The organism is Pectobacterium brasiliense, from assembly GCF_016950255.1.
GTDB lineage: Bacteria > Pseudomonadota > Gammaproteobacteria > Enterobacterales > Enterobacteriaceae > Pectobacterium > Pectobacterium brasiliense.
Map to the genome: position 1 here is coordinate 358,830 of NZ_JACGFN010000001.1, position 22,537 is coordinate 381,366.

Here is a 22,537-nt window from a genome sequence, read left to right on the forward strand (position 1 = left end):
CGGACAGTAACCCAGAAAAACCATGCCGTGCAGCGAAAATGTCACTGTTTTTGCACTGTGAGATCTACCGTGAAAAGTAATCTACCGTGAGAACGTGTGAGCTGGCGGATGAGTAAAAGGACATCGTGATGCGTACTAATTATTGCGGGCAGTTGAATTCGTCCCATGTGGGCCAGGAAGTGACATTGTGCGGTTGGGTTAACCGCCGCCGCGATCTGGGTGGTTTGATTTTTATTGATATGCGTGACCGCGAAGGGCTGGTTCAGGTGTTTTTTGACCCGGATCGTCAGGACGCATTTAAACTGGCATCCGAGTTGCGTAACGAGTTCTGCATCCAACTTACCGGTGTCGTACGTGCCCGTCCAGAAAGCCAAATCAACAAAGATATGGCAACGGGTGAAGTCGAGATTTTTGCCACTGCACTGACGATCGTTAACCGTTCTGAAGCGCTGCCGTTGGACTCCAACCAAACCAATACCGAAGAAGCGCGTCTCAAATTCCGCTATCTGGATTTGCGCCGTCCTGAAATGGCGCAGCGCCTGAAAACGCGTGCCCGTATCACCAGTTTTGTGCGTCGTTTTATGGACGACCACGGCTTTCTGGACATCGAAACCCCGATGTTGACGAAAGCGACGCCGGAAGGTGCGCGTGACTATCTGGTGCCAAGCCGCGTACATAAAGGCAAGTTTTATGCGCTGCCGCAGTCCCCACAGCTGTTCAAACAGCTGCTGATGATGTCCGGTTTCGACCGCTACTATCAGATCGTCAAATGCTTCCGCGACGAAGACCTGCGTGCCGACAGGCAGCCAGAATTTACCCAGATCGATGTGGAAACTTCTTTCATGACCGCGCCACAGGTGCGTGAAGTGATGGAGAAGCTGGTGCGTGAACTGTGGCAGGACGTGAAAGGCGTCGATCTGGGCGATTTCCCGATCATGACGTTCGCAGAAGCCATGCGCCGTTTCGGTTCCGACAAACCCGATTTGCGTAACCCGCTGGAACTGGTCGACGTTGCCGATCTGGTTAAAGACATTGAATTCAAAGTCTTCTCCGGCCCGGCAAACGATGCTAAAGGCCGCGTTGCCGCTATCCGCGTACCGGGCGGCGCACAGCTGAGCCGTAAGCAGATTGATGAATACGGCAAGTTTATTGAAATCTACGGCGCGAAAGGTCTGGCTTACATCAAGGTCAACGAGCGTGCCAAGGGGCTGGAAGGTGTTCAAAGCCCGGTAGCCAAATTCCTGAGTGAAGACGTTCTGTCTGCTGTGTTGGATCGTACTGCGGCACAAGATGGCGACATCCTGTTCTTTGGTGCGGACAGCGCGAAAGTGGTGACCGATGCGCTGGGCGCACTGCGTCTCAAGCTGGGTCGCGATCTGAGCTTGACGAAAGACAATAGCTGGGAACCGCTGTGGGTTGTCGATTTCCCAATGTTTGAAGAAGATGGCGAAGGCGGTCTTGCTGCGATGCACCATCCGTTTACCGCACCGCGTGACATGTTGCCTTCTGAACTGGCTGCCAACCCGGTTTCGGCAATCGCCAACGCGTATGACATGGTCATTAACGGTTATGAAGTGGGCGGCGGTTCCGTGCGTATTCACAGTGGTGAGATGCAGCAAACCGTGTTCAGCATTCTGGGCATTACCGAACAAGAGCAGCGTGAGAAATTTGGCTTCCTGCTGGACGCATTGAAATACGGTACACCGCCGCATGCAGGTCTGGCGTTTGGCCTTGACCGTCTGGTGATGTTGCTGACGGGTACCGATAACATTCGTGACGTTATCGCTTTCCCGAAAACGACGGCAGCAGCGTGTCTGATGACGGAAGCGCCGAGCTTCGCCAACCCGGCTTCGCTGGAAGAGCTTGCCATTGCGGTTGTTGTGAAAGGGAAAGCGGCTCAGGATGGAAAATCCGAGAACGAATAAGATGGTATACAAGCGACCCGTTTCGGTTCTGGTGGTGATCTATGCCCGTGACACCGGGCGGGTGCTGATGTTGCAGCGGCGTGACGATCCTGAATTCTGGCAGTCGGTAACCGGCAGCATAGAAGAAGGGGAAAGCGCGCCGTATGCCGCACAGCGTGAAGTCAAAGAAGAAGTTAACATCGATATATCCGCGGAAGCGTTATCACTCTTTGACTGTCAGCGCTGTATTGAGTTTGAGCTATTTGCTCATTTGAGACGTCGCTATGCGCCGGGGGTTACGCACAATACCGAACACTGGTTTTGTCTGGCGTTACCTGCTGAGCGCGAGGTGCAATTATCCGAGCATCTTGCTTACCAGTGGCTGGATGTGCCCCACGCGGCACAGTTGACCAAGTCCTGGAGCAACCGGCAGGCGATTGAGGAATTTGTTATTTATCCGGCCTGAACAGGCTTTTTTCGGAGATTTTTATGGCAGGTCATAGTAAGTGGGCTAACACAAAGCATCGTAAAGCAGCACAGGACGCCAAACGCGGTAAAATCTTTACCAAGATTATCCGCGAACTGGTTACCGCAGCCCGTCTGGGCGGTGGCGATCCGGGTTCTAACCCACGTCTGCGCGCCGCGATCGATAAAGCTCTGTCCAACAACATGACGCGCGATACGCTGAACCGCGCGATTGCCCGTGGCGTCGGCGGTGACGATGATGCCAACATGGAAACCATCATTTATGAAGGCTACGGCCCGGGCGGCACGGCCGTCATGGTGGAATGCCTGAGTGACAACCGTAACCGTACCGTTTCCGAAGTGCGTCACGCGTTTACAAAAACCGGCGGCAACCTGGGTACCGATGGCTCCGTTTCGTACCTTTTCACCAAGAAAGGCGTTATTTCTTACGCGCCGGGTCTGGATGAAGATGCGGTAATGGATGCGGCGCTGGAAGCCGGTGCCGATGATGTCGTGACGTATGACGACGGTGCGATTGACGTCTTCACGCCGTGGGAAACGTTCGGTGATGTGAAGGACGCGTTAGATGCAGCTGGCCTGAAAGCGGAGTCGGCTGAAGTGTCGATGATTCCGTCTACCAAGGCGGATATGGATGCAGAAACGGCACCGAAGCTGATGCGTCTGATCGATATGCTGGAAGACTGCGACGATGTACAGGAGGTTTACCACAACGGTGAGATCTCCGATGAGGTGGCTGAACTGCTGTAATGGCAGATCGGTAATGCAACGTAGCAACAGCTATCCACACGGGCGAATCGGCGGAGCGGCACGATGACAGTCGTAGCACTATGACAATAATAGTAGGCATTGACCCCGGTTCGCGCGTGACGGGTTATGGCATTATCCGTCAGCAGGGTCGTCATCTGACGTATCTTGGCAGCGGTTGTATCCGTACCGTGGTGGATGACATGCCCACGCGGCTTAAACTGATTTACGCAGGTGTCAGTGAAATCATTACGCAATTTCGCCCAGACTGTATGGCGATTGAGCAGGTTTTCATGGCGAAAAACCCAGATTCAGCCTTGAAGCTGGGGCAGGCGCGCGGTGTGGCTATCGTCGCGGGTGTGAATCAGGATCTGCCCGTGTTTGAGTACGCGGCGCGGTTGGTGAAGCAAACCGTGGTAGGAACGGGCGCGGCGGATAAAAAGCAGGTGCAGCATATGGTTCGCTCGCTGCTGAAACTGTCGGCCAGTCCGCAGGCGGATGCCGCCGACGCGCTGGCGATTGCCATTACTCACTGCCACTTTAGCCAAAACCTGCTGCGAACCGCGGCGGTGAAAGTGAACCCGCTGGCAGGAAGACTGCGCTGAAACAGGAGGCTGGATATTCATCCAGCCTTTTTTATGTTATATACTCGTCATACTTCAAGCCATTCTTTCCCTACGTAAAAGGAAGCGCAACGTGATAGGTCGTCTCAGAGGCATTATTCTGGAAAAACAGCCGCCGCAGGTGCTGATAGAAGCTAACGGCGTGGGTTACGAAGTCCATATGCCGATGACGTGCTTTTACGAACTCCCTGAACTCAATCAGGAAGCGATCATCTTTACCCATTTTGTTGTCCGCGAAGATGCACAGCTGCTGTTCGGTTTTAATGATAAGCAGGAGAGGGCGCTGTTTCGTGAACTGATCAAAGTGAATGGCGTCGGGCCGAAGCTGGCGCTGGCGATCCTCTCCGGGATGTCTGCGACGCAATTTGTCAGCGCGGTTGAGCGCGAAGAAATCGGCGCGTTGATTAAACTGCCGGGCGTCGGTAAGAAAACGGCTGAAAGGCTGGTCGTTGAAATGAAAGATCGCTTCAAAGGCTTGAGCGGCGATCTGTTCAATCCGGTCAGCGATATTCCGCTGGCCTCACCCGCTGCCGCAGACAGTCGTGTTAGCGATCCAGAAACAGAAGCCGCAGCGGCACTGGTTGCACTGGGCTATAAACCACAGGAAGCTAGCCGCATGATTTCCAAGATTGCGCGTCCCGATGCTGACTGTGAAACCCTGATCAGGGACGCACTGCGCGCGGCGCTGTGAGGTACTAATGATAGAAGCCGATCGTTTAATTTCCGCTGACGCCGTCCCAGAAGAAGAATTTATCGACCGTGCGATCCGCCCTAAATTGCTCAACGAGTATGTGGGGCAGCCGCAGGTACGTGAGCAGATGGAAATTTTTATTCAGGCTGCCCGTAAACGCGGAGATGCGCTGGATCATCTGCTCATTTTTGGTCCTCCCGGTCTGGGGAAAACGACGCTGGCGAATATTGTCGCTAATGAAATGGGCGTAAATATGCGCACGACGTCGGGCCCGGTGCTGGAAAAAGCCGGCGACCTCGCCGCGCTGTTGACTAACCTCGAACCGCATGATGTGCTGTTCATCGATGAAATCCACCGCCTGTCGCCCGTTGTGGAAGAAGTGCTGTATCCGGCGATGGAAGACTATCAGTTGGATATCATGATCGGCGAAGGACCGGCTGCCCGTTCGATCAAACTCGATTTGCCGCCATTCACGCTGGTTGGCGCAACAACGCGTGCTGGCTCGTTAACCTCGCCGCTACGCGATCGTTTCGGCATTGTGCAACGTTTGGAGTTTTATAAAGTTGAGGATTTGCAGTATATCGTCAGCCGCAGCGCACAGTGTTTAGGGCTGGATCTGACATCCGAGGGCGCGCTTGAAGTGGCGCGGCGCGCGCGGGGGACGCCGCGTATTGCCAACCGACTATTGCGACGGGTGCGCGACTTCTCCGAAGTTAAATCGGAAGGGGCGATTACCGGTGATGTGGCGACGCAGGCGCTGGATATGTTGGCGGTGGATAGCGAAGGCTTTGACTACATGGACCGTAAGCTGCTGTTGGCGATCATCGATAAATTCATGGGCGGCCCCGTTGGGCTGGACAATTTAGCGGCAGCGATTGGCGAAGAGCGTGAAACCATTGAAGACGTGCTGGAGCCGTTTCTGATTCAGCAAGGGTTCATTCAGCGTACCCCGCGCGGTCGAATGGCGACGCAGCATGCCTATCGTCATTTTGGCTTAACGCGTGAAGATTTAAGTTAACGAGTGAAAAAACGTATCGCTTAAGAAATGCTACTCAGGGAGACCACGCGGTCTCCCTGACGTTATGTGATTAGAACCAGGCTTCCCACATTGCCCCAACGTTGAACGAATCGAGCTGCGTGTTGACGCCGGTCGTTGTCCGCGCGGTGTGCTTGTTATCCACTTCCCCGCCGGTGACATAGAAGCGCAGCATTGGTCTGAACTCCGGTCCCATGGCGATCGAGACATTCTGGGAAAGCGTCAGCTTCCACCCTTTGTTATCACCCCCCTGACCGTAATCTACATGCTGATAGCCCGCTTCAAGCCAGGTGGAATGCACATCATTCCAGAAATACATCGGACGAACGATGGCATTGTAGTTACGACGATCGTCCTGACTGGCTGAGTCATTCGAGTAGTCGTGGTAGGCCAGCAGGTATTCGACCTGCGTTTGCTGTGTGAATTTGTATTTGCCTTCAAAGCTGGCATAGAAGGTTTTCAGGTTCTCCGTTTTGTTGTAAACGCTGTTATCCGCATTGTTTGAATAGCGAGTGATAAACTGATTGAGGCTATTTTTCCCTGTGTGGCTCAGAACCGCGCCGCCTTGCCAGGCTTTCAGACGCGCATCGTTATCTACTGCTTTCGAGTCAAACCCGTAGTTTGCGTACAGCGCGAGATCCAACGGCCCCAGCTTGATGCCATGCACTTTGGACGTCAGCGCGTAATTACCTTTATCGCCCGTGCCGGAACTGCCAGTACAGCTGATGCGTGAAGGGTTCGCATTATTCGTGATCACTTCGGGGTTACAGGATTCTACGGCCGCGACGGCCGCGACATCAAATTGAATACCGCCGAGATCAAGGTTCTTTATCCCTGCGCCCTGACCGTCATGGTTCATCCAGAAATAGTCGTTAATACCTTGCTGTGGGCGTTGGTGGAAATCACGTCCGGCCCAGAGATAGGCGTTTGGCTGAGAAGCAAAAAGGTTGGTGACGCCCGCATAGGCTTTTTTCAGGTTAACTTCGTCGCCCCAGTGGTCGATCATCACGACGACATCCCAGATTGCGCCGTTGTCACTCTTGAAGGCCTTGGAAAGCTGGAATTCACCGCCATTGCCTTCGTTGCCCAGACGACCCAGCGCGGAGGCACCGTTATAGGAACCGTCAACCGCAACATATTTCTGGTCACCGCTCTGGAATTGCGCCCCATAACGCGCATAGCCTGTGAAGTTGATGCCATAAGGTATCGCCATGTCAGGTGTCTTGGGTGCGTCCGGCGTGGTCAGCGGGTCGACCTGCTTGCTGGCAATCGCATCTAATTTGGCCTGACGCTCGGCCAGCGCTTTTTCTACGGCCTGAGCAACGATACGATCTAATTGCTCTTGAGTAATAACGTCTTGTGCAAATGCGGAACCGGAGCAAAGGGCAGCCAGCACCGCCAGCGTAACGGGCAGTTTTTTGGAATTTGTCATAGTCATCTCAATTCGGTAAGTTATTTTCAGACAATAACCATCCCGCTCTGATTGACGTGAATAATGGTACGGCGCTCAGAACAAGGTGATTGTTATTTTTTACAGGTACAGTTTAATTAAATAACTGACGTAATCGACCCTCCCTATAAGGGTATTAAAATGAACTATTGTCTCTGGTAAAGATGAATAATTTCTTCAGATAATTCGCGAGCGAGTAATGATGTCATTAAATGGTCCTGAGCATGCACCATAATTAACGTCATCGGCTGTCTGGCTTCTCCTGCATCCTGCTCAATCAGCTGGGTCTGCATCTGGTGGGCTTTACGCGCATAACCATCGGCTTCCTTCAGCAGATTTTTGGCTTCATCAATGTTGCCTTTGCGCGCGGCGTGTAGCGCCTCAAAACACAGGCTGCGCGATTGTCCAGCATTGACGATAATTTCCATTACTGCATCTTCTAATGTAATCATCATATGACCTATTTTTATGTGAACGAATATTCGCAGCATGTATTTTCTATGCCGCGCTCTTGAATGTCGTTTAGGTCGGTGAATGTGAATAATAAAAACATCCGACCCTGAACGCTTTATTTTCTATTTAATATCTATTGCTGTTTTTATTAACCCCATTAATTACTGCTCACTGTTTTCGTCAGTGACAGGTCGCCCTGTATTTTTTGTTCCTCGGTTTTCATTAATGTGCGTTCATAAGCCCGCAGGAACGGCAAATACATCAGCGCGGAAAACACCATGCACAGCAGGCACATAATTAGCGGGCTGAAACTCCAGTTTGCAGCCCACGATGCACCAATGGGAGCCGGTGTTGTCCACGGCGTCAACGACACTACCTGCGCCAGCCATCCCATCTTGGTTGCAGTGTAAGCCAGCACGGCGTTAACCATCGGTACGAAGACAAAGGGGAGGAACAGCATTGGATTCATGATGATGGGCGCGCCGAACATGATCGGCTCGTTGATGTTAAAGAAGCTGGGTACGACGCCCATTCTGCCGATGGTGCGCAAGTGCGTAACCTTGCTGCGTAACAGCAGAAATGCCAGCGGTAGCGTCGAACCGACGCCGCCAATCAACAGATAGTGATCCCAAAATCCCTGTAAATAGATATGTGGCAAGACTTCACCGGCTGCCAGCGCAGCCTGATTCACGGCCAGATTGGTCATCCAGAATGGATTCATGATGCCTGTGACAATCAGCGAACCGTGAATCCCCGAAAACCAGAAAAGCTGACACAGCAGCACGGACAGAAGGATGGCAGGCAGCGAGTCTGAGGCGGACACCAGCGGTGCCAGCAGGTGCATAATCGCTTCGGGAATGATCATGCCTGTTTGCGCTGCAATGAAGAGATTGAGCGGATGCAGCGTTGCGACGATCACTAACACGGGAATGAGGATTTCAAACGAGCGAGCGACCCCCGTCGGGACTTCTTTCGGTAAGCGAATAGTAATGTTGTGCTTTTTCAGCGCCGCATAAACTTGGGTGGCATAGATAGACGTCAGTAAGGCGGTGAAGATCCCTTGTCCTGACAGATACTCGGTGGAAAGCTTGTCATCGGCGTAAGGCGCGGCGACAAGCAGGAAAGCCATAAACGCCAGCAGGCCGGACATGACGGAATCGAGATTAAGCTGTCGCCCCAAACTGGCACCCACACCCACGGAGATGAAAAAGGTCATGAGCCCCATACTCAGCTCGAAAGGCAGCATCAGCTGTGCGCGATAGGTGATAGAAAAATCGAGCCAGGTACGGGCGAATCCGACAGTAGTATCGGCGGAAAAGGGAGGGAAAATAAACACCAGCATAAATGAGCCGATGATCATAAAAGGTAGCGCGGCGGTAAAGCCATCGCGGATAGCGATCACATACTTTTGTTGCCCTAAACGCCCAGCCAGCGGGGTAATCGATTGTTCGATAGCGGCAATCATTGATTGATATACGGAACTCATGTGAACACCTTTTTCGTGTATCGCCATAGCAGCGACAGATCGTCACCCAGTATGTTATCGCCACGTTGTACGCCGTAACCCATTGTTTCTAGATATCTTACGGAAATGTCGCGTGTGGCAGTCTTTTATAAACGTGAGCCTATACCTGTTATCTTTCTTCCGCTGCGGACCGCATTTTCCGCCACGCACAATGTAAAAAGTTATTGCTAATATGATTGGATATCATATGGAAACCGTTTTCCATGCAAAGAAAAGAGAAGTGTGATGACCGTCAAGATGTGATGATTTCTGGCGGTATTAATTAGATTTACGTCACATCTTATTGGTAGAAATACGCATTGGATGTTAAACGGATAATCGGTTTCCATGCTGGATAGAAACGGTTATACTGCGAGGCAACGCAATGCGCGGTTGGTATTCAGGGTTTTGAGTCAGATTTAGCGTTTTCCAGGGGCAAATGATGTCTACAATCAACGATGTATCGCGTTTAGCTGGGGTGTCTAAAGCCACAGTCTCCCGTGTGTTGAGTGGTTCACGCGGCGTAAAGGAAGCAAGCCGCCTTGCGGTGTTAAAAGCGGTTGATGAGCTTAAATATCGGCCGAATGTCATCGCCCAATCGCTGTTAAGTCAATCAACCGGATGTATTGGCGTCATTTGCGCTCAGGACAACATCAACCAGACGACCGGCTACCTTTATGCGCTGGAAAAGCACTTTAGCCGACATCAAAAGCATCTCTTGCTGCGCTTTGCCAGCAGCAGGGCTGAAGTGATGAGCGTGCTTGATGAGCTGACCAGCGGCCTGTGTGATGACATTTTAATCATCGGTGCGCGTTTTCCACTGAATCTGGCCGATAAGAACATTATTCTGATCGATTGTATGGAAACGGATACCACGAATAGCCTGCAATTCGATCACGCTTTCGCCACGGAAACCGCATGTAATTACCTAATTCGACAGGGAAGACGGCAAATTGCGCTGATCAATCCCGCCGCCAGCAGTTCAGCGGAGCAGGTGCTTTTGGGGTATAAGCGGGCGCTGGAAAATAACTTCTTACCGTTCAACCGCAACCTGATCTTTATGGATGCATCTTCATCGTCGTCGGTGGCACTACAAGTGTTGCTCAATAACAGCACGACGCTGAATTTCAATGCGCTTCTGGTGGCGGATGAGCTGGAAGCCAAACGGGTTATTACGCAGCTTCAAGCGTTTAACAAATCCGTGCCAAAAGACATCATGGTATTCAGCCTGGCGGGGTCTCTCGATATTCCGGGCATTCCGGCGATACCGGCCATTGAATATTCGATGGATGCGGTGGCGGCCAGAATCGTGTCCTGGCTCAATGAGAAAACGCAGGACGTGCTGGGATCGTATGTTTTGCGGGGTGATTTAATCATTCCAGATATGGCTAACCGGAAATAAACGCTGTCCGTGCGGTCTTCAAAAGCCCTTCTGAATCACGTATTCGGAAGGGCTTTTTGTTATTGATTATCTAGGCGGGTTGTCGCTTAATCAGGCTGACAATAAACAGCAGCGATGCGCACAGCACCACAGACGGCCCAGCGGGCGTATTGTAGCCAGCTGAAAAGGCCAAACCGCCCGTTACGGCAATCATTCCCACAATAATCGCGATGCTTGCCATTTGTTCCGGTGTCCGTGCGAAGCGTCTGGCGCTTGCCGCAGGAATAATCAGCAGTGACGTAATGATCAGCGCCCCAACAAATTTCATGGCGATACCAATTGTTAACGCGGTGGTCAGCATCAAGAGCAGCTTGGTGCGCTGTAGCTTCACGCCATCCACGTGCGCCAACTCTGGGCTGATCGTCATAGAAAGTAATGCGCGCCACTGCCAGCACATAATGGCCACCACAACGATGACGCCAGAGGCGATCACCCACAGATCCTCTGTTGTGACAGAGAGCAAATCGCCAAACAGATAAGCCATCAAGTCCACGCGCACGTTATTCATCAGGCTGACGACCACCAATCCAAGCGACAGAGCGCTGTGTGCCATGATGCCGAGTAACGTATCGATAGCAAGATAGGGGCGTCGCTCCAGCCAAACAAGCCCCAACGCCAGAATGAGCGTCACGGCAATAACGGCAGCGAACAGGTTGATGTTCAGCAGCAGGCCGAAGGCGACGCCGAGTAAAGACGCGTGCGCCAGCGTGTCACCGAAGTAAGACATCCGTCGCCAGACGACGAATGAACCGAGCGGGCCTGCCGCAATCGCCAGTAAAATCCCCGCCAGCCAACCGGGAAACAGCAGTTCTATCATGCGTCGTTTCCACCTTGTCTTTTCAAAATGATACGTCCTTGCAGATCGTGACGATGATTGTGATGGTGGCGGTAAATCGCCAATTGCTCCGCGCCGCGGTGGCCGAACATCGCTAAAAATTCGGGATGAAGCGAAACGACCTCAGGCGTGCCGGAGCAGCAAACATGTTGATTAAGGCACAGGACTTCATCGGTTTTCGCCATCACCAAATGCAGATCGTGTGACACCATCAGTACGCCGCAGTGAAATTCCTGCCGCAATTGGTTAATGAGATCGTACAGCGCAAGTTGCCCATTGACGTCGACCCCCTGCGTCGGCTCATCCAGTACCAACAGTTGGGGCTGGTTGAGCAGCGCGCGTGCCAACAGCACACGTTGGGTTTCGCCACCGGAAAGTTTCTGCATCGGCTGTTCCAGCAGATGTGCAGCCTGAACTCGCTTAAGCGCCGGTAAAATATCCTGCTTTTTCACGCCGGGGCGCAGCTGCATAAAACGGCTGACGGTCAAGGGCAAGGTGGTATCCAGATGCAGCTTCTGCGGAACGTAGCCGATACGCAAAGCGGGATCCCGTACCAATGAGCCGGAGGTGGGGGACAGTAGACCCAATACCACGCGCACCAGCGTCGATTTCCCTGCGCCATTCGGCCCGAGCAGCGTCAGAATTCGTCCTGCCTGCAAGGTAAGAGAGATATCTGACAGAACCTTTCGGCTGCCAAATGTAACTGAAATATTATTAAGTGATACCAGTGTGGACATAGAATTCGGTTTGCATAACCCATGTAACGTTATAATATAACAAACAACACCATAAAAATCGATGGGATCGACTTTCATGCAGCAATCTATTCAGCAAAAAAAATGGTTAAAAAGTGTGTTTGTTGCCAGCGCGCTACTCGCAAGCGGGATGTCAATCAGCGCGGCATCCGCTGCGGTCATTACGTCAATTCGTCCTTTGGGATTCATTGCGTCGGCTATTGCCGATGGCGTGACGCCAACTGAGGTTTTGTTACCTGATGGTGCGTCGCCTCACGATTATGCCTTGCGCCCGTCTGATGTCCAGCGTTTACAGTCCGCAGAATTGGTGATTTGGGTGGGGCCGGAAATGGAAGCCTTTCTCGGAAAGCCGTTAGCGAAAGTTTCGCCTGAAAAGCAGATTACGCTTTCTGCGCTGCCAGCGATTAAATCTGAGCTGGAAAAAGAAGCCGGACACGATCATGAGGATGACCATGAACAGGCGCATGATGACCATGGAAAGGGGCACGATCATAGCCATGCCGCCCATGATGACGGCGACGATGGCCACCATCATGGTGAGTACAATATGCACATTTGGCTGTCGCCGGAGATGACAAAACAGGCGGCAATTGCCATTCATGCAAAATTATTGGAACTTATGCCTCAGAATAAGGACAAACTAGACGCGAATCTGCTTTATTTCACGGATAAAATCGGGCAAGCAGATGAAAAAATTGTTAAGATGCTAGCGCCTGTGCAGGGTAAAGGGTATTTCGTGTTCCATGATGCCTATGGTTATTTTGAGAAACACTATGGGTTAAGCCCCCTGGGTCACTTCACGGTGAACCCCGAAATCCAACCCGGAGCACAGCGTTTACATCAAATACGAACACAGTTGGTTGAGCACAAAGCCGTATGCGTTTTTGCTGAACCACAATTCAGGCCAGCCGTTATTAATGCTGTTGCCAAGGGAACTGACGTGCGCTCGGGTGTACTCGATCCATTGGGAAGCAATATTGCACTGGGTAGAGATAGCTATGCCGATTTCTTGTTGCAGCTATCGAACCAGTATGTGAGCTGTCTGGAGGAAAAATCATGAGGATACGAATAAGTGCAGCAGATAGTCCGAACTATCGCTCTGGCGTATAACAGCTTACCTCGGCCCCATCGCGTCATGCTGGGGTCGCTTACCGTTGTAACATTGGCCGTTGCCGTTTGGCGGCCTTTTGTTTATCCCCACGTCGATGATGCCCCTGTCATTGTGAAAGATATCGATCTGGAAACCAGCCAACTACGTACGCTGACGCCTGAAGCCAGTGAACCGATAGACCAACCCTCGCCGGATGACGAAATTCCACAAGATGAGCTGGATGATAAGGTTGCCGATGAAGGCGGCGTACATGAGTACGTGGTCTCTACGGGCGATACCTTAAGCAGCATCTTGACGCAGTACGGCATTGATATCGCGGATGTCACCCAGCTCGCCGAGCAGAATAAAGATTTGCGGAACCTGAAGATCGGTCAGCAAATTTCATGGGTTTTGGCAGAAAACGGTGACCTGCAAAGTTTGACCTGGCAGATGTCCCGCCGTGAAACACGCATTTATGAGCGCGTGGGTAACGATTTTAAAGAGCGCATTGAGACGCTGAAAGGCGAGTGGCGCAATAGCGTTCTGAATGGCCGAGTCAGTGGTAGCTTCGTTAGCAGTGCAAAAAACGCCGGTTTGACCAGCACAGAAGTACGGGACGTGATCAAAGCGCTGCAATGGCAGCTGGATTTCCGTAAATTACGCAAAGACGACACCTTCTCTGTATTGATGTCCCGCGAAATGCTCGATGGTAAAAGTGAGCAGAGCGAACTGGTCGGCGTCCGTCTGAATACCGGTGGCAAAGATTATTACGCGATTCGTGCAGAAGACGGTAAATTCTACGATCGTGAAGGTTCCGGTTTGACGCGTGGCTTTATGCGTTTCCCAACCATGAAACAATTCCGTATTTCCTCCAACTTTAATCCACGTCGTCTGAACCCGGTAACAGGGCGCGTCGCACCGCATAAAGGTGTCGATTTTGCCATGCCGGTCGGTTCACCGGTTCTTGCCGTGGGGGATGGGGAAGTCGTGATTGCGAAACGCAGCGGTGCAGCAGGAAACTATGTTGCCATCCGTCATGGTCGTCAGTACACCACGCGCTACATGCATATGCATCGTATCCTGGTGAAACCGGGACAGAAAGTGAAACGTGGCGATCGCATCGGGTTATCCGGTAACACGGGTCGTTCTACCGGCCCGCACCTGCATTACGAATTCTGGATCAACCAGCAGGCAGTAAACCCGTTAACGGCTAAACTGCCACGCTCTGAAGGGCTGGCGGGTAAAGAGCGTCGTGATTATCTGGCGCAGGTGAAAGAGGTCGTACCGCAGCTTAAGTTTGATTAATTCTACTGACTGCATGTTATGCCGGTGGCTTGCTGCCGGCATTTTCATTTATAGAACATTTGATAAAACACAGATTCCTGATTTTTTATTATCGAGCAAACGTGTTTTTGCGTAACTGTCGTCGGTGTTGCTAAACGCCGAGCGGCAATTATGATTATGTTTATTGATTGATCTGAAGAGTTTAGGCATGGAAAAAGAAAAAAAATCGAACGCTGAATTTGTTCCTCAGTTTCAACGCGCCTTTTTTCATCCGCGCTATTGGGGCGTTTGGTTAGGCGTTGGTGTGATGGCGCTTGCTGCCTATGTTCCCGCGCGATTAAGAAATCCGGTACTGGGTGGATTGGGGCGTTTTGTTGGGAGAATATCCAAAGGCGCACGCCGCCGTGCCCGCATTAATCTGCTGTATTGCATGCCGGAATTAACGGAAGCACAGCGCGAAGCTATCATCGATGACATGTTTGCGACGGCTCCTCAGTCGATGATCATGATGGTGGAAGTGGGAATTCGTAATCCGAAGAAAATCGAAAAATACGTTCGCTGGCATGGCGAAGACATCCTGGAACGTATTAAAGAACAAGAAAAGAACGTGATTTTTCTGGTTCCGCACGGTTGGGGTGTTGATATCCCTGCGATGCTGCTGACCTCACGCGGCCAACGTATGGCGGCCATGTTCCACAACCAGAAGAATGCGCTGGTGGACTACTGGTGGAATCGGTTACGTCGTCGTTTTGGTGGCCGCATCCATGCTCGTAATGATGGTATTAAACCGTTTATCAGCTCCGTGCGCTCTGGGTGTTGGGGCTATTATCTGCCCGATCAGGATCACGGCGCGGAGCACAGCGAATTCGTTGATTTCTTTGCGACCTATAAGGCAACGCTGCCTGCCGTCGGACGATTGATGAAAGTGTGCCGCGCTGACATCGTGCCGTTGTTCCCGGTATATAACGCTAAAGACGGTTGCCTCGATGTGTTTATTCGCCCGCCGATGGACGACTTGGCGGACGCGGATGATACATACATTGCACGGCGTATGAACGAAGAAGTGGAAATTCTGGTCAAACCGAATCCTGAGCAGTACACCTGGATTCTGAAACTGCTGAAAACCCGCAAGCCGGGTGAAATTGAACCGTACTGCCGGGATGATTTATACCGCGACTAGTTTATACAGTTGATAACAGCAGGCTGATAGGCCGCAGAGATAAAAAAGCCGGACGAGAAATCGTCCGGCTTTTTGCTATCACACTTTTTGGGTCTAACGCTTCGCGCTATCACAACCGTCCGCTAACTCAGCCGCGGACGGTTGTGACAATGATTATTCCACGCGCAGGATGCGGATCGTGTTGGTGGTGCCCACGGTCCCCATGATGTCACCCTGTGTGACGATGACCAGATCCCCAGACATCAGGAACCCTTTATCGCGCAGCAGGATCACTGCATCATTGGCGGCAGCAACGCCGTCCGTGTAGCTGTCGAAATGCACGGGCGTAACGCCACGATACAGCGCGGTCAGGTTCAGCGTGTGCTCATGACGAGACATCGCGAAAATCGGCAGACCGGAACTGATACGGGACATCATTAGGGCGGTACGACCCGATTCCGTCATGGCGATCAGCGCCGTCACCCCTTTCAGGTGGTTGGCGGCGTACATGGAAGACATCGCGATGGATTCTTCGGTGTTATCAAACTGTACGTCAAGACGGTGCTTGGAGACATTGATGCTTGGGATCTTCTCTGCGCCTAAACACACTTTCGCCATGGCCGCGACGGTTTCAGCCGGATATTGGCCCGCAGCGGTTTCCGCCGACAGCATCACGGCATCGGTGCCATCCAACACGGCGTTAGCGACGTCCATCACCTCTGCACGCGTTGGCATCGGGTTGGTGATCATCGATTCCATCATCTGCGTAGCGGTAATGACCGCACGGTTCAACTGACGGGCGCGACGGATCAGCTTCTTCTGAATCCCCACCAGCTCTGGGTCGCCGATTTCAACGCCCAGATCGCCCCTCGCCACCATTACCACGTCGGAAGCCAGAATAATGTCATCCATTGCGGCATCTGAGCAGACAGCTTCAGCGCGTTCAACTTTTGATACGATCTTGGCGTGACAACCCGCATCACGCGCGAGGCGACGTGCGTAATTGAGATCTTCACCGGTACGAGGGAAAGAGACGGCCAGATAGTCGACGCCAATTTTTGCGGCAGTAATAATGTCGGCTTTATCTTTTTCCGTCAGGGCTTCGGCAGACAGACCGCCGCCGAGTTTGTTGATGCCTTTATTGTTGGACAGCGGACCGCCAACGGTGACTTCGGTATACACTTTCAGGCCTTCGACCTGAAGGACTTTCAACTGTACTCGGCCATCATCCAGTAACAGGATATCGCCAGGTACCACGTCGCCCGGCAAGCCTTTGTAATCGATCCCGACTTTTTCTTTATCGCCTTCGCCTTTCGCTAAGTTGGCATCCAGCAAGAATTTGTCGCCGATATTCAGGAAAATTTTACCTTCTTTGAAGGTAGAAACACGAATTTTTGGCCCCTGTAGATCGCCAAGAATGGCAACATGGCGGCCTAATTTAGCCGCAATTTCACGAACTTTGTTGGCACGTAATAGATGGTCTTCTGCTGTGCCGTGAGAAAAATTCATGCGTACTACGTTCGCGCCCGCACTGATAATCTTTTCGAGATTATTATCACGGTCGGTAGCGGGCCCCAGGGTGGTGACAATTTTGGTTCTTCTGAGCCGTCTGGACATGTATAACTCCGTTCACTTGTGAAGCTGCAGTGTTGCGATTAAGCGTCGAATAACGGTGCAAAATGTCACTTTACAACAAAACTATTTCACCTGCGTTATCCGAACATCGTGTTGAGTCTGATTATCATACTGTACAGGTAATCCCTGCCATCTTTCCATGCCTGTAGTCTGTGACCATATCAAGATGAAGGGGTAGATGATACCGCTCATTTTTCATAGATATAACTCAAAAACAAAGCACAATGTAAAACTTATCTATCACCTGAAGGGATTAATCAATCGCTCGTCTTTATCAAAGCGAGATTCACGCAGGGCCTCTTTGACCCGTTTCAGGTTATCACGAAATTTTTCCCCGCGGCGCAGCGTGAACCCCGTCGCCAGAACGTCGATCAATGTTAACTGAGCGATGCGGGACACCATCGGCATGTAGACATCGGTATCTTCGGGCACATCAAGTCGCAAGGCCAACGACGCTTCACGCGCCAGCGGCGTACCGTCCGAGGTGATGGCGATAACGGTCGCGTCGTTCTCGCGTGCCAGCTGTGCCATTTCGACCAGACTTTTGGTTCTGCCCGTGTGGGAGATCAATACCACGACGTCGCCGTCGCTGGAATTCATACAGCTCATACGCTGCATAACGATGTCATCAAAATAAACGACGGGGATATTGAAGCGGAAAAATTTGTTCATCGCATCATGTGCGACAGCGGCGGAAGCGCCCAGGCCAAAGAAAGAGATTTTCTTCGCCTGTGTCAGCAAATCCACGGCGCGGTTGACGGCGGTGACATCCAGACTGGATTTTACCTGCTCCAGGCCAGCCATGGCGGATTCAAAAATTTTACTGGTATAGGCATCAACGCTGTCATCTTCTTCAACGTTACGGTTCACATACGGTGTACCGTTTGCCAGACTTTGCGCCAGATGTAGTTTAAAATCGGGGAAACCTTTAGTTTCAAGGCGGCGACAGAAACGATTAACCGTTGGCTCGCTGACATCGGCCATTTTGGCTAGGGTCGCGATGCTGGAGTGAATGGCTGTTTGTGGCGTGCTCAGTATCACTTCAGCCACTTTTCTTTCTGATTTGCTCAAGAGTTCCAGATGGCTCTGGATTTTTTCCAGCATATTCATACGACAAGGGCCATGTAAGTTTTTTCCAATTTCAACTAAAGGTACACTGGCATGCATTACGTGAAAAAATGTAAGTCGTGAAAATATACTACGACCCTGTAGTGGTTGGCAGAGGGCAACAGGCTAAGTTGGGTCCTTTTTTTGCCAGAACATGACATGTGTCTAACTTTCAGAAAAGTAATCGACTGTCAGAAACGACGAAAAATTTCGTTTTAGGGCGAATGCATAAGTGATTTCAGCCACTGCCCAGACCGATTCATGCATGATTTTCAGTCAATCCCGACCATTATTTGGCATTTTTATGATGGGTTTACTGGCTGTAGTCAAAAAGAGTACATTATCGCTGTAATAAAATTACAGCATCCTGCAACGAGGAGATGAACATGGCGGTAACTTCAACAGCCCAAGCGTGCGATCTGGTTATTTTCGGAGCTAAGGGCGATCTGGCACGCCGTAAATTGCTGCCTTCCCTTTACCAGTTGGAAAAAGCAGGTCACATCCATGCGGACACCCGAATTATCGGGGTGGGCCGTGCGGATTGGGATAAAGCGGAGTATACCCGCGTCGTGCGCGAAGCGCTTGACACCTTTATGAAAGAAGCCATCGACGAAAAGTTGTGGGAAACGCTAAGCAGTCGTCTGGATTTCTGCAATCTTGATGTGGAAGATACCAAAGCCTTCAACAAGCTGGGCAAGATGCTTGACCAGAAAAATCGTACCACCATCAACTATTTTGCCATGCCGCCGAGTACATTCGGTGCGATCTGCAAAGGGTTGGGAACCGCAGGGCTTAATAAAGAGCCCGCGCGCGTGGTAATGGAAAAACCGCTGGGTACCGATCTGACGTCTTCTCGCGTCATTAACGATCAGGTCGCGGAATTCTTTAACGAGTGTCAGGTTTACCGCATCGACCACTATCTGGGTAAAGAGACCGTTCTGAACCTGCTGGCGCTGCGTTTTGCCAACTCTCTGTTCTCCTCAAACTGGGACAACCGGACGATCGACCATGTGCAGATCACGGTAGCTGAGGAAGTCGGGATTGAAGGGCGCTGGGGGTATTTCGATAAAGCCGGCCAGATGCGCGATATGATCCAGAACCACCTATTACAGATTCTGACGATGATTGCGATGTCGCCGCCGTCTGATTTGACGACCGACCGCATCCGTGATGAAAAAGTGAAAGTGCTGCGTTCACTGCGTCGTATCGATCGCTCCAACGTGCATGAAACCACCGTTCGCGGCCAATACACGTCTGGTTTTGTTCAGGGACATAAAGTGCCGGGCTATCTGGAAGAAGAGGGCGCGAACAAAAGCAGCAGCACGGAAACCTTCGTCTCGATTCGCGTTGATATCGATGACTGGCGCTGGTCTGGTGTGCCGTTTTACCTGCGTACCGGTAAACGCCTGCCGACCAAATGTTCAGAAGTGGTGGTGTACTTTAAGAACCCTGCGCTGAACCTGTTCCATGATTCCTACCAACAACTGCCGCAGAACAAGCTGATCATTCGCTTGCAGCCGGATGAAGGTGTGGAAATCCAGATTCTGAACAAAATTCCGGGGTTAGAGCATAAGCACCGCCTGCAAACGGTGAAGCTGGATCTGAGCTTCTCGGAAACCTTTAATCAGCAGCATTTGGCCGATGCTTACGAGCGTCTGCTGCTGGAAACAATGCGTGGGATTCAGGCGCTGTTTGTCCGTCGTGATGAAGTTGAAGAAGCCTGGAAATGGGTGGACTCCATCATGGATGCGTGGGCAATGGACAACGATGCACCGAAGCCGTATCAGGCAGGAAGCTGGGGGCCGGTGGCATCCGTGGCGATGATTACCCGCGATGGCCGTTCCTGGAATGAGTTTGAGTAATTTTTTGGTAATACGTCAGTAATGGGGGGCTGGCCGAGAACGGTCGGCCTTCCACAGTTTTTAATGTATGGCTCACGGTGCGGTCGGACATCTGTGGCGACGCAGATCCCTGTGGCAGGGGCGCGCTATATAATTAATGATGCCTTCGGGCATGACTGGAGATAATTTTTGATGAAAAACTGGAAAACGAGCGCGGAACAGATTTTGACAACGGGTCCCGTTGTTCCTGTGATTGTGGTCAACAAACTGGAACACGCGGTGCCGATGGCAAAAGCGTTAGTCGCGGGCGGCGTTCGCGTTCTGGAACTGACATTGCGTACCGACTGTGCCATCGAAGCGATTCGCGCGATTGCCAAAGAAGTACCGGAAGCTATCGTGGGTGCGGGTACGGTAACAAACCCTGAGCAACTGGCTGCGGTGGTTGAGGCGGGGGCGCAGTTTGCCATCAGCCCAGGCCTGACCGAGCCGCTGCTGAAAGCCGCAACGGAAGGCAACATCCCATTGATCCCGGGTATCAGCACCGTATCTGAACTGATGCTGGGTATGGATTACGGCCTGCGTGAGTTCAAATTCTTCCCAGCGGAAGCTAACGGCGGCGTGAAAGCGCTTCAGGCGATCGCAGGTCCGTTTGCTCAGATTCGTTTCTGCCCAACGGGTGGCATTACGCCGAATAACTACCGCGACTATCTGGCGCTGAAAAGCGTGCTATGCGTGGGTGGTTCATGGCTGGTGCCAAACGACGCGCTGGAAAGCGGTGATTACGCACGTATTACTGAACTGGCGCGTGAAGCCGTTGCGGGTGCAAAAGCTTAAGTTTGCTCGTGACTGAATGACGAAGGCCACTCACTGCGAGTGGCCTTTTTTATGACGGACATCCTTGTCCGTCACCCTCCGGGCCGTCGCAAGCGACGTTGAAAAACGTTCCCTACGTTTTTTTATGGCGGACATCCTTGTCCGTCACCCTCCGGGCCGTCGCAAGCGACGTTGAAAAACGTTCCCTACGTTTTTTTATGGCGGACATTCTTGTCCGTCACCCTCCGGGCCGTCGCAAGCGACGTTGAAAAATGTTCCCTACGTTTTTTTATGACGGACATCCTTGCCCGTCATTCTGCGATTAATGAATGTATCAGCCGCTAAATTTTACGCCCGCTGCAACGCGCTTGGCGATGGCTACCGCATCATCCGTGGTTTCCGCACTGGCTAACGCGACACCCATACGGCGCTTGCCGCTGATGTCCGGTTTACCAAACAGGCGAATTTGCGTATGAGGCAGCAGTGCGCTTTCCAGCCCCTGATAACGCACGTTGTTGCTATCCAGTTCCGGTAAAATCACGGCGGAAGCCGAGGCGCCATACTGACGAACTGCGCCAATGGGCAGCCCCAGGAAAGCACGTACGTGCAGCGCAAACTCGGACAGATCCTGAGAAATCATCGTCACCATGCCGGTATCGTGCGGGCGAGGGGAGACTTCACTGAAAATAACCTCATCGCCGCAGACGAACAGCTCCACGCCGAACAGGCCATAGCCGCCGAGTGCTTTCACCACATCGCTGGCCATTTTCTGCGCGCGTTCCTGCGCCAGTGCGCTCATCTGCTGTGGCTGCCAGGATTCACGATAGTCGCCGTCTTCCTGTCGATGACCGATCGGCGCACAAAAATGAATGCCGTCAACTGCATGGATCGTCAGTAAGGTGATCTCAAAATCAAAATTAACCAGTCCTTCCACGATGACGCGTCCGCCACCTGCTCGTCCACCCTGCTGGGCATAGTGCCACGCCTGATCTAATTGCTCAGCAGAGCGAATCAGGCTTTGCCCTTTGCCAGAGGAACTCATGACCGGCTTAACAATACAGGGATAGCCAATCGTCTCTACCGCCTGACGAAAGTTCTCTTCGCTGTCGGCAAAACGGTAGGTGGAAGTGGGAACGCCGAGCGTTTCAGCAGCCAGACGACGGATACCTTCGCGATTCATCGTCAGGCGCGTCGCTTCCGCACAAGGAACAACATGGTGACCCTGCTTTTCCAGCGTCACCAGCATGTCGGTTGCGATGGCTTCGATTTCTGGCACGATGTAATCAGGACGTTCGGCTTCAACCAACGCTTTTAATGCATCGCCATCCAACATATTGATGACGTGGCTGCGATGCGCAACCTGCATAGCGGGGGCATCGGCATAGCGATCGACCGCAATCACTTCGATTCCCAGGCGCTGACACTCAATCGCCACTTCTTTGCCTAATTCACCGGAGCCAAGCAGCATCACTCGTGTGGCATCCGCACGCAGGGCGGTTCCAATTGTTAACATAACCTTATACCTGATCGGGTTGTGAAAAATGGCCGCAGTATAAACGAAAACGTTTGCGTGCGCATTAATGAGGGCAGGCAGTGGAATGCGATGCGCAAAAGCGCACCAAGAGATAAGGCCGTGGCTTGGCATTGCCGGGCAATCGTGCCACTCTTCTTGCAAAGCGAAAATTT

Annotated in this window: 20 protein-coding genes; 12 read left to right on the plus strand and 8 right to left on the minus strand. The window is 52.0% G+C overall.

Annotation, left to right across the window (positions count from 1 at the left end):
• Window positions 1-128: 128 nt before the first annotated feature.
• From aspS to ruvB, 6 genes are all read left to right on the plus strand, one after another.
• Window positions 129-1,925, plus strand: coding sequence for an aspartate--tRNA ligase (gene aspS / locus H4F65_RS01620; protein WP_010275907.1), 1,797 nt, complete (start codon window positions 129-131; stop codon window positions 1,923-1,925).
• Between the two features lies 1 nt (window position 1,926).
• Window positions 1,927-2,370 (plus strand): dihydroneopterin triphosphate diphosphatase, encoded by a 444-nt coding sequence (gene nudB, locus H4F65_RS01625; protein ID WP_010275904.1) that lies wholly within the window; start codon window positions 1,927-1,929, stop codon window positions 2,368-2,370.
• Between the two features lie 23 nt (window positions 2,371-2,393).
• Window positions 2,394-3,137 carry a YebC/PmpR family DNA-binding transcriptional regulator gene (locus H4F65_RS01630; protein WP_010275900.1) on the plus strand — a complete coding sequence of 248 codons (744 nt, stop codon included), beginning with the start codon at window positions 2,394-2,396 and terminating at the stop codon, window positions 3,135-3,137.
• Between the two features lie 80 nt (window positions 3,138-3,217).
• Complete coding sequence (ruvC, locus tag H4F65_RS01635; protein WP_010275896.1) at window positions 3,218-3,739, plus strand: crossover junction endodeoxyribonuclease RuvC; 522 nt, start codon at window positions 3,218-3,220, stop codon at window positions 3,737-3,739.
• A 91-nt stretch (window positions 3,740-3,830) separates the two neighbouring features.
• Window positions 3,831-4,448: a Holliday junction branch migration protein RuvA gene (gene ruvA / locus H4F65_RS01640; protein ID WP_010275892.1), complete on the plus strand. Its 618-nt coding sequence runs from the start codon at window positions 3,831-3,833 to the stop codon at window positions 4,446-4,448.
• Window positions 4,449-4,455: 7 nt separating this feature from the next.
• Complete coding sequence (ruvB, locus tag H4F65_RS01645; RefSeq protein ID WP_010275890.1) at window positions 4,456-5,466, plus strand: Holliday junction branch migration DNA helicase RuvB; 1,011 nt, start codon at window positions 4,456-4,458, stop codon at window positions 5,464-5,466.
• A gap of 70 nt (window positions 5,467-5,536) precedes the next feature.
• Here the strand turns inward: ruvB and H4F65_RS01650 are convergent, their stop codons facing one another.
• The 3 genes from H4F65_RS01650 to H4F65_RS01660 all read right to left on the minus strand — a co-directional run bounded on the left by H4F65_RS01650 (window position 5,537) and on the right by H4F65_RS01660 (window position 8,873).
• Window positions 5,537-6,916, minus strand: a complete 1,380-nt coding sequence (locus H4F65_RS01650) for a carbohydrate porin (RefSeq protein ID WP_010275885.1) — start codon at window positions 6,914-6,916, stop codon at window positions 5,537-5,539.
• A 164-nt stretch (window positions 6,917-7,080) separates the two neighbouring features.
• Window positions 7,081-7,386 carry a PTS lactose/cellobiose transporter subunit IIA gene (locus H4F65_RS01655; RefSeq protein ID WP_141209932.1) on the minus strand — a complete coding sequence of 102 codons (306 nt, stop codon included), beginning with the start codon at window positions 7,384-7,386 and terminating at the stop codon, window positions 7,081-7,083.
• 158 nt (window positions 7,387-7,544) lie between these two features.
• Entirely contained in the window at window positions 7,545-8,873 is a 1,329-nt protein-coding gene (locus H4F65_RS01660; RefSeq protein ID WP_010275877.1) for a PTS cellobiose transporter subunit IIC, read from the minus strand.
• A 460-nt stretch (window positions 8,874-9,333) separates the two neighbouring features.
• Between H4F65_RS01660 and H4F65_RS01665 the strand changes: the two genes are divergently transcribed.
• Complete coding sequence (locus H4F65_RS01665; RefSeq protein ID WP_010275876.1) at window positions 9,334-10,293, plus strand: LacI family DNA-binding transcriptional regulator; 960 nt, start codon at window positions 9,334-9,336, stop codon at window positions 10,291-10,293.
• A gap of 70 nt (window positions 10,294-10,363) precedes the next feature.
• On the opposite strand, the gene znuB is transcribed toward H4F65_RS01665, so the two are convergent.
• Window positions 10,364-11,149, minus strand: a complete 786-nt coding sequence (znuB, locus tag H4F65_RS01670; RefSeq protein ID WP_010275874.1) for a zinc ABC transporter permease subunit ZnuB — start codon at window positions 11,147-11,149, stop codon at window positions 10,364-10,366.
• On the minus strand, window positions 11,146-11,904 hold the full coding sequence (znuC, locus tag H4F65_RS01675; protein WP_010275871.1) for a zinc ABC transporter ATP-binding protein ZnuC: 759 nt from the start codon (window positions 11,902-11,904) through the stop codon (window positions 11,146-11,148). The genes znuB and znuC overlap by 4 nt, the downstream gene beginning before the upstream one ends.
• A gap of 76 nt (window positions 11,905-11,980) precedes the next feature.
• Here znuC and znuA point away from each other — a divergent pair, with 76 nt between their 5' ends.
• From znuA to lpxM, 3 genes are all read left to right on the plus strand, one after another.
• Window positions 11,981-12,982: a zinc ABC transporter substrate-binding protein ZnuA gene (gene znuA, locus H4F65_RS01680; protein WP_010275869.1), complete on the plus strand. Its 1,002-nt coding sequence runs from the start codon at window positions 11,981-11,983 to the stop codon at window positions 12,980-12,982.
• A gap of 12 nt (window positions 12,983-12,994) precedes the next feature.
• Entirely contained in the window at window positions 12,995-14,317 is a 1,323-nt protein-coding gene (gene mepM / locus H4F65_RS01685) for a murein DD-endopeptidase MepM (protein ID WP_010275867.1), read from the plus strand.
• A 187-nt stretch (window positions 14,318-14,504) separates the two neighbouring features.
• The gene (gene lpxM, locus H4F65_RS01690) at window positions 14,505-15,476 is read left to right on the plus strand and encodes a lauroyl-Kdo(2)-lipid IV(A) myristoyltransferase (protein WP_010275864.1); all 972 of its coding nucleotides are present in this window, start codon (window positions 14,505-14,507) and stop codon (window positions 15,474-15,476) included.
• Between the two features lie 153 nt (window positions 15,477-15,629).
• Here lpxM and pyk read toward each other — a convergent pair whose 3' ends face one another.
• Together pyk and H4F65_RS01700 are read right to left on the minus strand one after the other, a co-directional pair.
• Window positions 15,630-17,072, minus strand: a complete 1,443-nt coding sequence (pyk, locus tag H4F65_RS01695) for a pyruvate kinase (RefSeq protein ID WP_010275861.1) — start codon at window positions 17,070-17,072, stop codon at window positions 15,630-15,632.
• Window positions 17,073-17,330: 258 nt separating this feature from the next.
• Window positions 17,331-18,200: a MurR/RpiR family transcriptional regulator gene (locus H4F65_RS01700; RefSeq protein ID WP_010275858.1), complete on the minus strand. Its 870-nt coding sequence runs from the start codon at window positions 18,198-18,200 to the stop codon at window positions 17,331-17,333.
• A gap of 383 nt (window positions 18,201-18,583) precedes the next feature.
• Between H4F65_RS01700 and zwf the strand changes: the two genes are divergently transcribed.
• Window positions 18,584-20,059, plus strand: coding sequence for a glucose-6-phosphate dehydrogenase (gene zwf, locus H4F65_RS01705; protein ID WP_010275855.1), 1,476 nt, complete (start codon window positions 18,584-18,586; stop codon window positions 20,057-20,059).
• Between the two features lie 171 nt (window positions 20,060-20,230).
• Window positions 20,231-20,872, plus strand: a complete 642-nt coding sequence (locus H4F65_RS01710) for a bifunctional 4-hydroxy-2-oxoglutarate aldolase/2-dehydro-3-deoxy-phosphogluconate aldolase (RefSeq protein ID WP_010275853.1) — start codon at window positions 20,231-20,233, stop codon at window positions 20,870-20,872.
• A gap of 313 nt (window positions 20,873-21,185) precedes the next feature.
• Here the strand turns inward: H4F65_RS01710 and purT are convergent, their stop codons facing one another.
• On the minus strand, window positions 21,186-22,364 hold the full coding sequence (gene purT, locus H4F65_RS01715; RefSeq protein ID WP_010275850.1) for a formate-dependent phosphoribosylglycinamide formyltransferase: 1,179 nt from the start codon (window positions 22,362-22,364) through the stop codon (window positions 21,186-21,188).
• Between the last annotated feature and the right edge of the window lie 173 nt (window positions 22,365-22,537).

What these genes read in the sequence shown, in the direction of transcription:
- aspS (WP_010275907.1), top strand. Translation starts at nt 129, where the DNA reads ATGCGTACTAATTATTGCGGGCAGTTGAATTCGTCCCATGTGGGCCAG.
- nudB (WP_010275904.1), top strand. Translation starts at nt 1,927, where the DNA reads ATGGTATACAAGCGACCCGTTTCGGTTCTGGTGGTGATCTATGCCCGT.
- H4F65_RS01630 (WP_010275900.1), top strand. Translation starts at nt 2,394, where the DNA reads ATGGCAGGTCATAGTAAGTGGGCTAACACAAAGCATCGTAAAGCAGCA.
- ruvC (WP_010275896.1), top strand. Translation starts at nt 3,218, where the DNA reads ATGACAATAATAGTAGGCATTGACCCCGGTTCGCGCGTGACGGGTTAT.
- ruvB (WP_010275890.1), top strand. Translation starts at nt 4,456, where the DNA reads ATGATAGAAGCCGATCGTTTAATTTCCGCTGACGCCGTCCCAGAAGAA.
- H4F65_RS01650 (WP_010275885.1), bottom strand. Translation starts at nt 6,916, where the DNA reads ATGACAAATTCCAAAAAACTGCCCGTTACGCTGGCGGTGCTGGCTGCC.
- H4F65_RS01655 (WP_141209932.1), bottom strand. Translation starts at nt 7,386, where the DNA reads ATGATTACATTAGAAGATGCAGTAATGGAAATTATCGTCAATGCTGGA.
- H4F65_RS01660 (WP_010275877.1), bottom strand. Translation starts at nt 8,873, where the DNA reads ATGAGTTCCGTATATCAATCAATGATTGCCGCTATCGAACAATCGATT.
- H4F65_RS01665 (WP_010275876.1), top strand. Translation starts at nt 9,334, where the DNA reads ATGTCTACAATCAACGATGTATCGCGTTTAGCTGGGGTGTCTAAAGCC.
- znuB (WP_010275874.1), bottom strand. Translation starts at nt 11,149, where the DNA reads ATGATAGAACTGCTGTTTCCCGGTTGGCTGGCGGGGATTTTACTGGCG.
- znuC (WP_010275871.1), bottom strand. Translation starts at nt 11,904, where the DNA reads ATGTCCACACTGGTATCACTTAATAATATTTCAGTTACATTTGGCAGC.
- znuA (WP_010275869.1), top strand. Translation starts at nt 11,981, where the DNA reads ATGCAGCAATCTATTCAGCAAAAAAAATGGTTAAAAAGTGTGTTTGTT.
- lpxM (WP_010275864.1), top strand. Translation starts at nt 14,505, where the DNA reads ATGGAAAAAGAAAAAAAATCGAACGCTGAATTTGTTCCTCAGTTTCAA.
- pyk (WP_010275861.1), bottom strand. Translation starts at nt 17,072, where the DNA reads ATGTCCAGACGGCTCAGAAGAACCAAAATTGTCACCACCCTGGGGCCC.
- H4F65_RS01700 (WP_010275858.1), bottom strand. Translation starts at nt 18,200, where the DNA reads ATGAATATGCTGGAAAAAATCCAGAGCCATCTGGAACTCTTGAGCAAA.
- zwf (WP_010275855.1), top strand. Translation starts at nt 18,584, where the DNA reads ATGGCGGTAACTTCAACAGCCCAAGCGTGCGATCTGGTTATTTTCGGA.
- H4F65_RS01710 (WP_010275853.1), top strand. Translation starts at nt 20,231, where the DNA reads ATGAAAAACTGGAAAACGAGCGCGGAACAGATTTTGACAACGGGTCCC.
- purT (WP_010275850.1), bottom strand. Translation starts at nt 22,364, where the DNA reads ATGTTAACAATTGGAACCGCCCTGCGTGCGGATGCCACACGAGTGATG.